This is a genomic window from Donghicola eburneus (assembly GCF_900115865.1).
Lineage (GTDB): Bacteria > Pseudomonadota > Alphaproteobacteria > Rhodobacterales > Rhodobacteraceae > Donghicola > Donghicola eburneus.
Window position 1 is genome coordinate 324,223 of the sequence record NZ_FOXY01000003.1, and the last position, 15,061, is coordinate 339,283.

Below are 15,061 nucleotides of genomic sequence, written 5' to 3' on the forward strand. Positions count from 1 at the left end.
GTGCATGGCAGCGCAAGAACAGCTTCCGAAATCCATTCGTAAACCGCTGGCACTGACGTGGGCGGGCCTGTGGGCAGAGCGTGTGACGCATGCCTTTTGGCCTGTCTGGTCGGTGCTGTTTGTGTTTGCGGGACTGATGATGTTCGGCCTGTTCGGGCCGCTTCCGTTTTGGGGGCTGGCGCTGACGGTTGGTCTGTTCGGTCTGGCGGTGGCTGTTTATTTGGTGCGGGGGCTGCGGTCATTCCATATGCCGTCGCGCGAGGATGCGCTGCGTCGGCTGGATGCGACTTTGCCGGGCCGACCGATCGCAGCGCTGCGGGACCGTCCCGCTGTTGGCAACGGGGACCCCGCATCCGAGGCGCTGTGGCATGCCCATTTGGCGCGCATGGCAGAGCGGGTTCAGGCGGCAAAAGCCGTGGGCCCTGCGCTGAGCCAGACCAAGCGTGATCCCTATGCCCTGCGCTATGTGGCGATTGTGGCTGTGGCGATGGGCCTTTTGTTCGGGTCGTTTGGCCAGATGGGCGCGTTGTCCGATGGCGCGGGCAGCGGGGCTGCCCAAGCGGCGGGGCCGTCTTGGGAAGGATGGGTCGAGCCGCCCGCACATACGCGGCAGCCAGCGCTGTATTTGAATGATTTGGCCGCTGGGTCTTTGGATCTGATGCAGGGGAGCCGGATCACCGTCCGCCTGTATGGGGGTGACGGGCTGTCGGTCGAAGAGACGATCAGCGGCGCACCGCCCGAGCAGTTGATGACCGTCACCGATGCGCCTGTGCGGACCCGAGAGGTCATGGTGCAGCAGAGCGGGACGCTTGAGATCACCGGCGATGGCGGTCGGCTCTGGACCATTGCCCTGCGGCCCGATGCGGCGCCCACGGTGTCGCAAAATGGCGAGGTCGAGGTGACGCCCGAGGGCGAGATGAGCCTGCCGTTCTATGCCGAGGATGACTACGGGATTGTCGCGGGCAGTGCAGAGCTGCGGCTTGATCTGGCCTCTGTGGACCGGCGCTACGGGCTGGAGGTCGCGCCAGAGCCGCGCGAGGCGGTGCGGCTTGATCTGCCACTGAGCTATTCTGGTAGCCGTCAGGCGTTTTCCGAATTTCTGCGTGAGGATTTTTCCAAGCATCCATGGGCGAATTTACCCGTGCACGTGATGCTAGAGGTCGAGGATGCCGTGGGGCAGACCGGCCATTCCGATGTGCTGGCCTTTAGCTTGCCGGGGCGGCGGTTCTTTGACCCGATGGCGCGGGCCGTGATCGAGGCGCGGCGCGACCTCTTGTGGAACCGCGAGAATACGGGCCGGATTACACAGTTGATGCGCGCTGTGACCTATCGCCCGCAAGACATCTTCCGCAACATGGAGCGGTACGAGACATTGCAGGGCATTATGGTGCGGCTGGAGACGGCTGGGCCCGAGATGGACAGTGCGGCGCGTGATGCCTTTGCCGAAGAGCTTTGGGCCTATGCGCTGGAGCTCGAGGATGGTGATCTGGAGGATGCGCGCGAGCGGATGCGCGAGGCGCAGGAACGTCTGACGGAGGCGATGCGCAACGGCGCGAGCCCCGAAGAGATCGAGCGTCTGATGCAGGAGCTGCGCGAGGCGACTCGCGAGTTCATGCAGGAATTGGCCGAGCGCAACGGCGAGCAGATGGACAACGATGCGCAAAGCAACTCTGAAAACACCATGGAGCTGACGCAGAACGATCTGCAGGAAATGATGGACCGCATCCAAGAGCTGATGAACGAAGGCCGCATGGCCGAGGCGCAGCAATTGCTGGATCAGTTGATGCAGATGATGGAAAACATGACCGTCCAACAAGGGCAGGGCGGTCAGGGCCAGCAAGCTATGGACGATCTGGGCAACACCCTGCGCGAACAGCAAGAGCTGTCGGATGATGCCTTTGACCAGTTGAACCAAGGTCAGCAGGGTCAGCAAGGGCAAGAAGGCCAGCAGCAGGGTCAGGGTCAACAAGGTCAGCAAGGCGAAGGCCAACAGGGCGATCAGGCCCAGAACGGTCAGGGGCAGGGCCCAGGGCTTGCCGATCAGCTGGCGCAGCGCCAGCGGTCCCTGCGCAATGAGCTAGAGCGCCAGCGGCGCAACCTGCCCGGCGCGGGCACCGAAGAGGGCGAAGCTGCGCGCCGGAGCCTTGAAGATGCGGGGCGGTCTATGGATCAGGCCGAGGATGCCCTGCGCGACAATGATTTGGGCGAGGCGATTGACCGTCAGGCCGATGCGATCGAGAGCATGCGCGAAGGGCTGCGAAGCCTGAACGACGCGCTCGAAGGTGAACAGCAGGGCCAGCAGCAGGCCGGTGGCCAGCAAGGTCAGGGCCGTCCGTCCGGCGAGGGCCGCGAGGATCCGTTGGGCCGCCGCGAGGGCAACGGCGCACCGATGGGCACCGAAGATGAGCTCTTGCAAGGCGAGGACGTGTACCGCCGCGCCGAAGAACTGACCGACGAAATCCGTCGCCGCTCTGCCGAAACGGAGCGTCCCGAAGAAGAGCGGGATTACCTGAACAGATTGCTGGACCGGTTCTGAGGGCTTAGCCCTCAGACTGGTTTTCAGAGCTGAAGCTGTCGAGCCAGCCTGCGACGCCGCGGGCCTTGGTGTCGAGCCAGTTGCGAGCGCCATCCACGGCCTCGACATAGGTGCGCAAGACGGGGGCGGTTGCAGGCATGGACGCAGAGAGTGCACCCGCTTTGACATAGAACATCGCCAGCAGCAGTGCGAAAATCAGCGTCAGGAAAAAGCCCGAACGGAAGCCGCGTTGGCGGACTTCTTCGGGGTCTTCCATCAATTCACCGGGGGTGCGGACAGACCGGACCTTGGGCGCCTCGCGCGTGCGGAGGGTCGAGTTGATATCCTCGACATCTGGCAAAAGGTCACGACGCGACCGATGGGCGGTGTCCTGTTCAACGTCCATCTCAGGTGTCTCTTCGCCCTCTGTTTCGGCCTCGGAGGCCTCTTGGGCTTCTTTCTCGCGCAGGGACGGAATGTCGGCGGGAATAATGCGTTTGCGGACAGGTTGGTCGAGCCCAAGCTCGGGCTGGCTTTCCAGCGCCTCCCCGTCGTCTTTGGCGCGGCGGTCGGCTTCGAACTGGGCTTCTTGGCGCAGGACTTCGCGCACCATCGGGTCCAATTCGCGGCGCATGGGAATTGCAGTGGGTGCAGGCGCGCCCTCTTTGTCTTCGAACTCGTCGTCGGGCTCGGTCGGAAGCTCGGATTCGGCCTCTTCTTCGGCGGCCAGACGATCCAGCATCTCTTCAGGCGAAACTTCGTCGTCCTCGGATGCCTCGGGTTCTGTCACCTGTTCTTGCGGCTCAAAGAACTCTTCTTCCGGCTCTTCTACGGGCGCGGGCGCCTCTTCGGCGGGATCAGCTGGCGTTGCGGGCCCCTGAAACCACGTATGCGCGCAATTCGAGCATTGCACGTCCCGCCCGTCCTCCGGAATCACGTTATCCGGAACTTCGTAAATCGCGCCGCAATTCGGACAGGTTAGCCGCATCAAGCCCCCGTTTCGACGACAAAGGCGTCATAGGTGAGTTATCATTTCCAGTCCGTTGTAATCCTTGTTGAAACGAAGGCAAAGTCAATGTTTGCCGTGCATTGCAACACTGTGTGGCTTACGGCAAAAGCATATGAGGCAGATAAAGCGAGGGGCACACGGTGATCGAGCTGGACAACATGGCTTACAGCTATGGCGGTGGAGAGCTGCTGAGCGGGGTCTCGTTGCACTTGCAGCCTGGCGCATTCCACTTTTTGACGGGGCCTTCGGGGGCGGGGAAAACCACTTTCCTGCGCTTGTGTTACGGGGATCTGACCGCGACCGCAGGGGCCGTTCGGTTGTTCGGTCAGGATGTGCGCGACCTGAGCCGCGATGATCTGGCGGTAATGCGTCGTCGGATCGGGGTAGTGCATCAGGATTGCCAGTTTTTGGACCATCTGCCGCTGCACGAAAATATCGCACTTCCGCTGACGGTGTCGGGCCAAGCCAGCTTTGACGACTCGAATTTGCGTGAATTGATCCAATGGGTTGGCTTGTCCCATCGGGCGCGGGCCTTGCCCCCCGAGCTGTCTGGCGGCGAGCGGCAGAGGGCCGCTTTGGCGCGGGCGATCATCATGTCGCCGGATGTGATCCTTGCCGATGAGCCGACGGGCAACGTGGATTGGGAGATGTCGCAACGCCTGCTGACCCTGCTGATCGAATTGAACCGTCTGGGCAAAACTGTGCTCATCGCGACCCATGATCTGGCGCTGATCCGCGCGGCCAAGTCTCAAGTCCAAGCGCGTGTGCTGCGTATCGCGAACCGCAAGCTGCAATTCGCGGGGGCTGATCTATGAGCCCCTTCCGCTGGATTTTGTCGATTCTTCAGGCCGACACGCAGGCTGATCGCGTGGTGCCGCCCACAGGCCATACGGTTCGCCTGACCCTGTTCAGCGCGGCGGCCATGGCGTTTTTGGCAGTATTTGCTTTGGCGCTGTCTATGGCGACAGGCCGTTTGGCTGTCCGCTGGGGCGACGAATTGGCGCGGTCCTCGACCATCCGGATTTCTGCGCCAGCGGCCCAAATGGACGCGCAGACCGAAGCAGCCCTGCGGGTTTTGTCCACAACGCCGGGCATCAAAAGCGCCCGTGCCCTGACAGACGAAGAGCAGCAAGAGCTGCTGGCCCCTTGGTTCGGGAATGGCGTGTCCTTGGCCGCCTTGCCCGTGCCGCAGTTGATCGAAGTGGTCGAAGAGGGCGATGGCTATGATCCCAATGGCTTACGTCTACGCCTGCAGGCCGAAGTGCCGGGCGCGACGCTGGATGACCACTCCCAGTGGCGCAAGCCCCTGATCCGCGCCGCGATCAGCTTGCGGCGACTAGGGACGCTGTCGCTGCTGCTGATTGGCGGAACAATGGCCGCGATGATCACGCTGGCGGCGACCGCCGCGCTGGCGGCCAACGCGCAAGTCATTCGTGTGCTGCGTTTGGTGGGGGCGACTGACGTGTATATCGCCGGTGCCTTTGTCCGGCGCTTTACCCTGCGGGCGCTGGCTGGCGGGGTGATCGGAACCTTGGCGGGGATGGTGGCGATTTTGCTGCTGCCCGGTGCTCAGACCGAGGGGGGATTTCTAACCGGTCTCGGATTTCAGGGCTGGCAATGGGTCCTGCCGCTGGTTATCCCGCCTTTGGGGGCCGTGGTGGCCTATTTCGCGACCCGTGCGGCCGCGATGCGGACGTTGAGAGGACTGCGATAAATGACAAAGGCGTTTCGCTGGGTCAGATCCCTTCTGTTCATCATCCAGATGTACCTGATGATGCCGATCCTTGGGCTGCTCTATCTGCCATGGGCGCTGTTTGATCGGCGAGGGGCGTATGCGGCGATCCATGCCTATTGCAAATGGGTCCGCTGGACGGCGGGCTGGATGGTCGGTTTGAAAACCGAAATTCGCGGCCCAGTGCCGGTGGACGAGGTGATCATCGCGTCCAAGCACCAGAGCTTTCTCGACATTATCATGATCGCCAGCGTGATCCCGCGCCCAAAGTACATCATGAAGGCGAGCCTGCGGTTCACCCCTGTTCTGGGCTGGTATGCCAGCCGGATCGGGTGCGTTCCGGTCGAGCGGGGCAGGCGGGCCGAAGCGATGCGCAAGATGATCCAAGAGGTCAAGCATGGCGACGCCCCTGCAGGCCAGTTGGTCATTTACCCCCAAGGCACGCGGGTCGCTCCGGGTGTAGATGCGCCCTATAAGGTTGGGGCGGGGGTACTCTACCGCGAGACGGGGCAGCCTTGTGTGCCCGCAGCCACCAACGTGGGCGTGTTCTGGCCGCGTCATGGCATCTACCGCAAGCCGGGTTTGGCTGTGGTCGAATTTCTAGACCCGATCCCGCCGGGGGCGAGTGTGGATAGCATGATGAAAGTGCTTAAAGAGTCGGTCGAAACCCGTTCTGATGCCCTGATGGCCGAGGCTGGTTTCCGGAAAACCGACTCCTGAAAAATTCTCTAACTTTTTTGCAGGTGCAGCGACGGAAGGGTTTGGACCTTGCGTTTAACTCCATGTCTACCGCGTTTTGACCCTTCGCAGTAGTCGCACCGCTCACAAGCTTGCTTGTGGAACGACTAGCCGGATGAGCCTGATCCTCGCTCATCCGGCTTTTTTTGTGTGGCGGGGCGCGTCAGAGGGTCTTTTCGAAAAAGAAGTCGGGGTAGGGATCGTCGTTGAAGCGATCAATCTCGGTCCAGCCGGTGGTTTGGTAGAGCCGGATCGCTTCGGGCAGGGCGCTATTGGTGTCGAGCCGCAGGGTTTGGATCCCCAGCGCTTTGGCCCGCGTTTCCGCGGCGGTCATCAGGCGTTTGGCCATCCCAAGCCCACGTGCCGACGGCGCAATCCACAGGCGCTTGATTTCGGCGATGGGAGCCCCCGATCCTTTGACGCCGACACACCCGATCGGCATGCCGTCCGAAAGCGCAACCAAGAAGGCGCCGCGTGGCGGGATCATGTCGGTCGCCTGCGGATCACAGCTCAGGTTGACGTCAAAACCTGTGCGCAGGCGGCGTCCGAGTTCGGCGTAATATTCATTCAAGCAGAACAGCGATTGAGGGTCACGCGGGTCGCGTTCCTCGATCACGGTCCGGTCCTGGCCGAGGGCGCTGGCGATCAAATCCATCGCAGCGAGCAACGCTTCGGGGTGCGGGTGACGGTCCAGAAGGTTAGCGGCGCGGGTATTGCTGATCTCTTCGTAGGCGGTGAATTCGGCCTTTCCTGCTAGGGTGAGCGCGGCAATGCGCGCGCGGGCGTCAGTGGGGCTTGGGGATAGGGTGATCAGGTCTTCGCCCTCAAGCTGGCGCAAGAGGCGGCTGAGGAGCCCTGAGTCGAGGTTCAGGTAGGTGCGCAGGTCTGCCACGTCGGCATGCCCGTGGCCGATGGCATTCAGGACGCGGGCTGCACCAAGAGATCGACCGCGCCCGAGGAAGGATTCATCAAGCGCACCCACCTCTGTCGTGACGGAGCGGGCAAAGCGGCGGAAGCGGGAGATCGGATCGTGGGTCATTTGTCTGACTTAAGTCAGGTAAATTGGGAGCGCAAGGGGGGGGGGCGTCGCGGGTGGCAGGGCCCCTCTGATCCAAAGGAAAAACCCCCGCGCGGGGCGGGGGTTTTGCAGGTTTTGTCGATTTGGCGCCTTAGGCGTGGATCGCGCCATCGCCGCAAGCCAGAGCGGCTTCGCGCACGGCTTCGGAGTAGGTCGGGTGCGCGTGGCAGGTCAGGGCCAGATCTTCGGAAGAGGCGCCGAACTCCATCGCAACGCAGACCTCGTGGATCAGGTCACCGGCCATCGGGCCGATGATGTGTGCGCCGAGGATGCGGTCGGTTTCCTTGTCCGCGATGATCTTGACGAAGCCATCGGCGGCGAAGTTCGCCTTGGCGCGGCCATTGCCCATGAAGCTGAACTTGCCGACCTTGTAGGCGCGGCCTTCGGATTTCAGCTGCTCTTCGGTGGCGCCAACGCTGCCAACCTCGGGGTGGGTGTAGATCACGCCGGGGATGACGCCGTAGTTCACGTGGCCATGCTTGCCCGCGATCACTTCGGCGGCGGCCATGCCTTCGTCTTCGGCTTTGTGCGCCAGCATCGGGCCGGTGATGACGTCGCCGATGGCGTAGATGCCGGGGACGTTTGTCTGCCATTGGGCATTGGTCTTGATCTGGCCGCGCTCGGTCATCTCAACGCCAAGGTCAGCAAGGCCGAGGCCATCGGTGAAGGGTTTGCGCCCGGTGGCGACCAAAACGACATCCGCGTCGAGCGTGTGCTCGCTGTCGTCCTTCTTGAGCTTGTACGTGACTTTGGCTTTGGACTTCGAGGTTTCGACGCCCTGCACAGCGGCACCCAGAACAAATTCGAGGCCCTGCTTTTGAAGCAGCTTCTGGAAGGTGCGGGCCACTTCGGCGTCCTGACCGGGGGTGATCGCGTCCATGTATTCGACCACTGTCACTTCGGCGCCGAGGCGCTTGTAGACCGAGCCTAGTTCCAGACCGATGACGCCTGCGCCGATGACGACCATTTTCTTGGGGGTCTTGGGCAGGGACAGCGCGCCGGTCGAGGACACGACGATCTCTTCGTCGATCTCGACGCCTGGCAGGGTCGCAACTTCGGAGCCGGAAGCGATGATGATGTTCTTGGCCTCGTGGACTTCGTCACCGACTTTGACTTTGCCGGCCTCGGGGATGGTCGCCCAACCCTTGATCCAGTCGACTTTGTTCTTCTTGAACAGGAACTCGATGCCCTTGGTGTTCTGGCCGATCACGTCGTCTTTGTAGGCCTGCATCTGTTTCCAGTCGACGCTGGGAGATTTGCCCTTGAGGCCCATCTTGGCGAAGTTGTGCTCTGCTTCGTGCAGCTGGTGGGTGGCGTGCAGGAGAGCCTTGGACGGGATACAGCCCACGTTCAGGCATGTGCCGCCCAGGGTTTCACGACCCTCTACACAGGCGGTTTTCAGGCCGAGCTGTGCGGCACGAATGGCGGAGACATAGCCGCCGGGGCCAGAGCCGATCACGATCACGTCGTAGGATGCCATTTTCGAAGTTCCTTTCTGGTGGTCTAGGGCGGGGGCGCTGCCCCCGGACCCCCGGGGTATTTGTGCCAAGATGAAGGGCTTGGCGTTATGAGCGAAGGCTGGTCAGAGCAGGGCGGCGACCAGCATGATGGTTGTTGCGAGAAAGCCCACGGCCCAGATGAGAGAGCGCCACGGGACCCAGCCGAAGGCGTAGGCGGGCACGTAGAGGACGCGGGCGATCAGGTAGATCCATGCGCAGGTGCCGGTCAGCCCTGTGGACTGGCCGGAGACAGTGATCACGAGGCAGGCGATCGAGAACAGGATCAGCCCCTCGAAATGGTTGTTCAATGCGCGAAAGAGGCGGCCGGTGCGGACGGAAACCTGTTCGATCAGCGGTTTGCCGAGGCGGTCAGGGTCGCGGGGGCCGAGGGTCTTGCCTTGTCCCAACTCCAAGTTGGCAGGGACGGACATCAGGAAGAATTGAACGACCTGGAGCAAGGCGGCGAGGGTGAGGACTGTGAGTTCGGTCGTCATTTTCGGGCGCCTATGCGGCAAGGAGAAGGGGCGCCCCCACCAGCGGGTGGTGGGGACGGGTTTGGATTAGATGTCCATCAGCAGGCGACGGGGATCTTCGAGCGCTTCTTTGACGCGCACGAGGAAGGTCACAGCGCCTTTGCCGTCGACGATACGGTGGTCGTAGGACAGCGCGAGGTACATCATCGGACGGATTTCGACCTTGCCGTTGATGGCCATGGGACGATCCTGGATCTTGTGCATGCCGAGGATACCCGACTGCGGGGGGTTCAGGATCGGCGAGGACATCAGCGAGCCGTAGACGCCGCCGTTCGAGATGGTGAACGAACCGCCCTGCATCTCTGCCATGGACAGCTTGCCGTCACGGGCACGGCGACCTTTTTCACCGATCTCTTTTTCGATCTCGGCAAAGGACTTCTGGTCGACGTCACGCAGGACGGGAACGACCAGACCCTGAGGGGTGCCAGCCGCGATGCCCATGTGGACGTAGTTTTTGTAGACCACCTCGTTGCCGTCGATCTCGGCATTCACCTCGGGCACTTCTTTCAAAGCGTGCACACAGGCTTTGGTGAAGAACGACATGAAGCCCATGCGTACGCCGTGCTTCTTCTCGAACGCGTCTTTGTACTGGTTCCGGATCGCCATCACCTCGGTCATGTCCACCTCGTTGTAGGTGGTGAGCATGGCTGCGGTGTTTTGTGCGTCCTTCAGGCGGCGCGCAATGGTCTGGCGCAGGCGAGTCATCTTGACGCGTTCTTCACGTGATGCATCGTCAGCGTTGACGGGGCCACGGGGCGCAGCAGCAGGTGCCGGAGCCGCCGAGGTTGCAGCAGCTGCGGCGGCAGCGGCTTTGGCCACGTCTTCTTTCATGATGCGACCGTCGCGGCCCGAGCCCTGAACTTGATCTGCGGACAGACCAGCCTCGGCCATGGCTTTTTTGGCAGCGGGTGCGTGCTCGACATCTTTGCCTGTCGACGAGGATGCTGCGGGCGCTGCGGCAGGGGCCGACGCGGGGGCAGCAGCGGCAGCGCCGTCACCCGATGCGATGACACCGAGCTTGCCGCCGGCCTCGACGGTGGAGCCTTCGTCAAACAGGATCTCGGTCAGAGTGCCAGCTGCAGGCGAGGGGACCTCGACCGACACCTTGTCGGTTTCCAGTTCGCACAGCATTTCGTCCTGAGCGACGGTATCGCCAACCTTTTTGAACCATGTCGACACGGTGGCTTCGGTGACCGACTCGCCCAAGGTTGGGACCATCACGTCAACCGAGGATCCGCCCGACGCTGCGGGGGCTTCGGCAGGAGCTTCGGACTTGGCGGCTGGTGCAGCAGGTGCTGCCGCTTCGCCGGATTCCGAAATGTTGGCGAGCAGGGCGTCGACGCCCACGGTGTCGCCCTCGTTTGCAACGATTTCGGCCAGAGTGCCTGCGGCGGGGCTGGGGACTTCGACGGTGACCTTGTCGGTTTCCAGCTCACACAGCATTTCATCTGCTTCAACACGGTCGCCGGGCTTTTTGAACCAGGTGGCGACGGTTGCTTCGGTCACGGATTCGCCCAGGGTGGGAACGCGGACTTCAGTCATTTGCTCAGTTTCCTTCGATGGTCAGCGCCTCGTCGACGAGCGCCTGTTGTTGTGCTTTGTGCTGCGATGCCAGACCGGTTGCGGGCGATGCGCTGGGAGCGCGGCCAACGTAACGGGGGCGGCTGTGTTTTGCTTTGATGCGGCCCAGAACCCACTCGATGTTGGGCTCGATAAAGGTCCAAGCACCCTGGTTTTTGGGCTCTTCCTGACACCAGATCATCTCTGCGTTCGGGAAGCGTTCCAGTTCCTTGACCAGCGAGATCGCTGGGAAGGGATAGAACTGCTCGATCCGCAGCAGGTAAACATCGTTGATGCCGCGGGCGTCACGCTCTTCGAGCAGGTCGTAGTAGACTTTGCCCGAGCACATGACGACGCGCTTGATCTCTGCGTCGGGTGCCAGCGAGTTGTCCGAGTTGCCGCGTTCCGCGTCGTCCCAAAGGACACGGTGGAAGCTGGAGCCGGTGGTGAAGTCCTCGGCCTTGCTGATGGCCAGCTTGTGGCGCAGCAGGGATTTCGGGGTCATTAGAACCAGCGGCTTGCGGTAGCTGCGGTGCATCTGGCGGCGCAGGATGTGGAAGTAGTTCGCCGGAGTCGAGCAGTTCGCAACGATCCAGTTGTCCTGACCACACATCTGCAGGAAGCGTTCCAGACGTGCCGAACTGTGCTCTGGGCCCTGACCTTCGAAGCCGTGGGGCAGCAACATGACCAGACCGGACATACGCAGCCACTTGCTTTCGCCCGAACTAATGAACTGGTCGAACATGATCTGCGCGCCGTTGGCGAAGTCGCCGAACTGGGCTTCCCATAGGACCAGAGCGTTGGGCTCTGCCAGCGAGTAACCGTATTCGAAGCCAAGAACCGCGTATTCCGACAGCATCGAGTCGATGACTTCGTAGCGGGCCTGACCTTCGCGGATGTTGTTCAGCGGGTAGTACCGCTCTTCGGTCGATTGGTCGATGAACGCCGAGTGACGCTGCGAGAAGGTGCCGCGTGTCGAGTCCTGACCTGCCAGACGCACGGGGTAGCCTTCGGTCAGAAGCGAGCCAAATGCCAGTGCTTCGCCGGTGGCCCAGTCAAAGCCTTCGCCGTTTTCGAACATCTTCGCCTTGGCTTCGAGCTGACGCTTGACGGTCTTGTGGATGTCGACCGAGTCCGGTGCGTGGGTCAGCGATTTACCGACTTCTTCCATGGTTTCGGGCGCGATCGCAGTTTTGCCGCGCTGGTACTTTTCGCCCTGCTTGTTCAGGTGCGACCAGCGACCGTCCAACCAGTCAGCCTTGTTCGGCTTAAAGGTTTTACCGGTTTCGAACTCGTCGTTCAGATGCGCTTGGAACTGCGCCTTCATATCCTCGATTTCGCCTTCGGGGATCAGGCCGTCCTTAACCAGACGCTCGGTGTATAGGGACAGAGTGGTCTTGTGCGACTTGATCTGCTTGTACATCTGCGGGTTGGTGAACATCGGCTCGTCGCCTTCGTTGTGACCGAAGCGGCGGTAGCAGAAGATGTCCAGAACAACATCTTTGTGGAACTTCTGACGGAACTCGGTCGCAACCTTGGCCGCGTGCACAACAGCTTCGGGGTCGTCGCCGTTCACGTGGAAGATCGGCGCCTCAACCATCAGAGCGATGTCTGTGGGGTAGGGAGACGACCGCGAGAAGTGCGGCGCGGTGGTAAAGCCGATCTGGTTGTTCACCACGATGTGCATGGTGCCGCCGGTGCGGTGACCGGTCAGACCCGACAGACCAAAGCATTCTGCCACAACACCCTGACCGGCAAATGCCGCGTCACCGTGCAGCAGAACGGGCAGAACCTGTGTGCGTTCCGAGTCGTCTAGCTGGTACTGTTTGGCGCGTGCCTTGCCCAGAACAACGGGGTTCACCGCCTCGAGGTGCGAGGGGTTCGCAGTCAGCGACAGGTGGACGCTGTTGCCGTCGAACTCGCGGTCGCTGGATGCGCCGAGGTGGTATTTCACGTCGCCCGAACCATCAACGTCCTCGGGCTTGAAGCTACCGCCTTGGAATTCGTTGAAGATCGCGCGGTAGGGCTTGTTCATCACGTTGGCCAGAACCGACAGACGACCGCGGTGAGGCATGCCGATGACGATCTCTTTGACACCCAGCGCGCCACCGCGCTTGATGATCTGCTCCATCGCGGGGATCAGCGCTTCGCCACCGTCGAGGCCGAAACGCTTGGTGCCCATGTATTTTACGTGCAGGAACTTTTCGAAGCCTTCGGCCTCGACCAGTTTGTTCAGGATCGCGCGGCGGCCTTCACGGGTAAAGGTGATTTCCTTGCCGAAGCCTTCGATGCGCTCTTTCAGCCAAGCGGACTGCTCGGGATCCGAGATGTGCATGTACTGCAGGGCAAAGGTGCCACAGTAGGTGCGTTTGACGATGTCAACGATCTGGCGCATCGACGCGACCTGCAGGCCCAGTACGTTGTCGATAAAGATCGGACGGTCCATGTCGGCTTCGGTGAAGCCATACGCCTTGGGGTCCAGTTCCGGGTGGGGCTCACGGCCGTGCAGACCCAGCGGGTCCAGATCGGCAGCCAGGTGGCCACGAATACGGTAGGCGCGGATCAGCATCAGTGCGCGGACGGAGTCGAGAACAGCACGCTTGATTTGCTCTTCCGAGACTTCGACGCCCTTTTCGGCAGCTTTGGCTTTGATCTTGTCGCCAGCGCCTTTGACTTCTTTGGCCGCTTCGGGCCATTCGCCGGTCAGAGCCCAGACGTCGTCGCCTGCGGGCATCATCGGCCAGTCGCTGCGGCCCCAAGATGGACCTGCGGCTTCTTGTTTGACTTCAACTTCCCCATCACCGAGGGCGGCAAAGAACGCTTGCCACGCTTCGTCTACCGAGTTCGGGTCTGTGGCGTAACGCGCATATAGTTGTTCGATGTATTCGGCGTTGTGTCCCTGCAAGAAGCTTGAGGCATGGAACTGGTCGTTCGGGGATTGATCGGTCATCGCTGCACCTGATTTAGGTTGGACCCGCCCGAGGCGTCCCTCGGGCGGGCTGATGTGTTCGGTCCGACCCTAGCCCCATCAGGGCAGGGTCAGCAAATGGGTTAGCCGATTGCCTTGAGCACAGCTTCGCCGAGGGTTGCGGGGCTGTCCGCAACGACGATGCCTGCCGACTTCATGGCTTCGATCTTGTCTTCTGCGCCACCTTTGCCGCCCGCGACGATCGCGCCGGCGTGACCCATGCGGCGGCCCGGAGGAGCAGTGCGGCCTGCGATGAAGCCAGCAACGGGCTTCCAACGGCCTTTCTTCTTCTGCTCGGCCAGGAATTCAGCAGCTTCTTCTTCTGCCGAACCACCGATCTCACCGATCATGATGATCGACTGGGTTTCGGGATCGTCCAGGAACATGTCCAGCACGTCGATGTGCTCGGTGCCTTTGATCGGGTCGCCGCCGATGCCGACTGCGGTCGACTGGCCCAGACCGATGTCTGCAGTCTGCTTGACCGCTTCGTAGGTCAGGGTGCCCGAACGCGACACAACGCCGACCGAGCCACGCTTGTGGATGTGGCCGGGCATAATGCCGATCTTACATGCGTCGGGAGTGATGACGCCGGGGCAGTTGGGGCCGATCAGACGCGACTTGCTGTCGATCAGCGCGCGCTTCACCTTCATCATGTCGAGGACAGGGATGCCCTCGGTGATGCAGACGATCAGTTCCATTTCCGCGTCGATGGCCTCGAGGATCGAGTCCGCTGCGAACGGCGGAGGAACGTAGATTACGGTCGCGTTCGCTTCGGTGACGTGCTTGGCTTCGTGAACCGAGTTGAAAACGGGCAGGTCCAGATGGGTCTGGCCGCCTTTGCCGGGGGTCACACCGCCGACCATCTTGGTGCCGTAGGCGATGGCCTGTTCAGTGTGGAAGGTACCCTGCGACCCGGTGAGGCCCTGACAGATTACCTTGGTGTTTTCGTCGATGAGGACTGCCATGTTCTTGGCTCCTAAATTTTTCTACGAGCGGGTCCGGGTTTCCCCGAAACCTTGTTATCTAGGCGGCGGTGTCAGCGTCACGGTGTAGGTTCCGTTCGTGTAGGCGGCGGGCTGACCTGTTCGGTTCACCTCTGCCTGCAACTCGTCCATGACGGACGGATCGAAACCTGAATTGGCGCTGCTACCTACAGTGAGGTTACTGGCCGAAGTATGCGCGCAGGACCGGCTTCCTTCCGGAGTGATGACCAGCGTTGCACCCTGAGGGCATCCATAGCTGACCATCTGTCCTGCGATTGGTCCTGGGGCTGCGTCAGCGGGGATGCCTGCCAGAGGCGCTGGGCGATCGCCCAAGTCATACCCGATGAAATCTTTCCGTTGAGTTTCATTTGCCGGATGCTCCGGGGCATTGAAATTCACACAGGCCGAAACAAAAACACAGCCAACCAGAACCAAAAAACGCATAC

The 15,061-nt window shown here is 61.6% G+C and carries 12 protein-coding genes; 4 read left to right on the forward strand and 8 right to left on the reverse strand.

Going from position 1 to position 15,061, the window contains the following annotated elements; all coding sequences use genetic code 11:
• Window positions 1–4 precede the first annotated feature (4 nt).
• Window positions 5–2,536 (forward strand): TIGR02302 family protein, encoded by a 2,532-nt coding sequence (locus tag BM225_RS07035; RefSeq protein ID WP_072707888.1) that lies wholly within the window; start codon window positions 5–7, stop codon window positions 2,534–2,536.
• 4 nt (window positions 2,537–2,540) lie between these two features.
• On the opposite strand, the gene BM225_RS07040 is transcribed toward BM225_RS07035, so the two are convergent.
• A complete protein-coding gene (locus BM225_RS07040; protein ID WP_072707886.1) occupies window positions 2,541–3,503 on the reverse strand; it encodes a zinc-ribbon domain-containing protein in 963 nt (320 codons plus the stop codon).
• 161 nt (window positions 3,504–3,664) lie between these two features.
• On the opposite strand from BM225_RS07040, the gene BM225_RS07045 reads away from it, so the two are divergent.
• From BM225_RS07045 to BM225_RS07055, 3 genes are read left to right on the forward strand one after another with little or no spacing between them, the layout of a single operon-like run.
• Window positions 3,665–4,339: a cell division ATP-binding protein FtsE gene (locus BM225_RS07045; protein WP_072707884.1), complete on the forward strand. Its 675-nt coding sequence runs from the start codon at window positions 3,665–3,667 to the stop codon at window positions 4,337–4,339.
• Complete coding sequence (locus BM225_RS07050) at window positions 4,336–5,238, forward strand: cell division protein FtsX (RefSeq protein ID WP_072707882.1); 903 nt, start codon at window positions 4,336–4,338, stop codon at window positions 5,236–5,238. Before BM225_RS07045 ends, BM225_RS07050 begins: the two co-directional genes overlap by 4 nt.
• Window positions 5,239–5,976 (forward strand): lysophospholipid acyltransferase family protein, encoded by a 738-nt coding sequence (locus BM225_RS07055; RefSeq protein WP_072707879.1) that lies wholly within the window; start codon window positions 5,239–5,241, stop codon window positions 5,974–5,976.
• A 181-nt stretch (window positions 5,977–6,157) separates the two neighbouring features.
• On the opposite strand, the gene BM225_RS07060 is transcribed toward BM225_RS07055, so the two are convergent.
• The 7 genes from BM225_RS07060 to BM225_RS07090 all read right to left on the reverse strand — a co-directional run bounded on the left by BM225_RS07060 (window position 6,158) and on the right by BM225_RS07090 (window position 15,059).
• Window positions 6,158–7,033 (reverse strand): bifunctional helix-turn-helix transcriptional regulator/GNAT family N-acetyltransferase, encoded by an 876-nt coding sequence (locus BM225_RS07060; RefSeq protein ID WP_072707877.1) that lies wholly within the window; start codon window positions 7,031–7,033, stop codon window positions 6,158–6,160.
• Window positions 7,034–7,163: 130 nt separating this feature from the next.
• Window positions 7,164–8,552 carry a dihydrolipoyl dehydrogenase gene (gene lpdA / locus BM225_RS07065; protein ID WP_072707875.1) on the reverse strand — a complete coding sequence of 463 codons (1,389 nt, stop codon included), beginning with the start codon at window positions 8,550–8,552 and terminating at the stop codon, window positions 7,164–7,166.
• 102 nt (window positions 8,553–8,654) lie between these two features.
• A complete protein-coding gene (locus tag BM225_RS07070) occupies window positions 8,655–9,065 on the reverse strand; it encodes an MAPEG family protein (RefSeq protein WP_072707873.1) in 411 nt (136 codons plus the stop codon).
• A gap of 66 nt (window positions 9,066–9,131) precedes the next feature.
• Window positions 9,132–10,646, reverse strand: a complete 1,515-nt coding sequence (gene odhB / locus BM225_RS07075; protein WP_072707871.1) for a 2-oxoglutarate dehydrogenase complex dihydrolipoyllysine-residue succinyltransferase — start codon at window positions 10,644–10,646, stop codon at window positions 9,132–9,134.
• A gap of 4 nt (window positions 10,647–10,650) precedes the next feature.
• Entirely contained in the window at window positions 10,651–13,614 is a 2,964-nt protein-coding gene (locus BM225_RS07080; protein ID WP_072707869.1) for a 2-oxoglutarate dehydrogenase E1 component, read from the reverse strand.
• A gap of 101 nt (window positions 13,615–13,715) precedes the next feature.
• On the reverse strand, window positions 13,716–14,597 hold the full coding sequence (gene sucD, locus BM225_RS07085) for a succinate--CoA ligase subunit alpha (protein ID WP_072707867.1): 882 nt from the start codon (window positions 14,595–14,597) through the stop codon (window positions 13,716–13,718).
• A gap of 54 nt (window positions 14,598–14,651) precedes the next feature.
• Window positions 14,652–15,059: a hypothetical protein gene (locus tag BM225_RS07090; RefSeq protein WP_072707865.1), complete on the reverse strand. Its 408-nt coding sequence runs from the start codon at window positions 15,057–15,059 to the stop codon at window positions 14,652–14,654.
• Window positions 15,060–15,061: the final 2 nt, after the last annotated feature.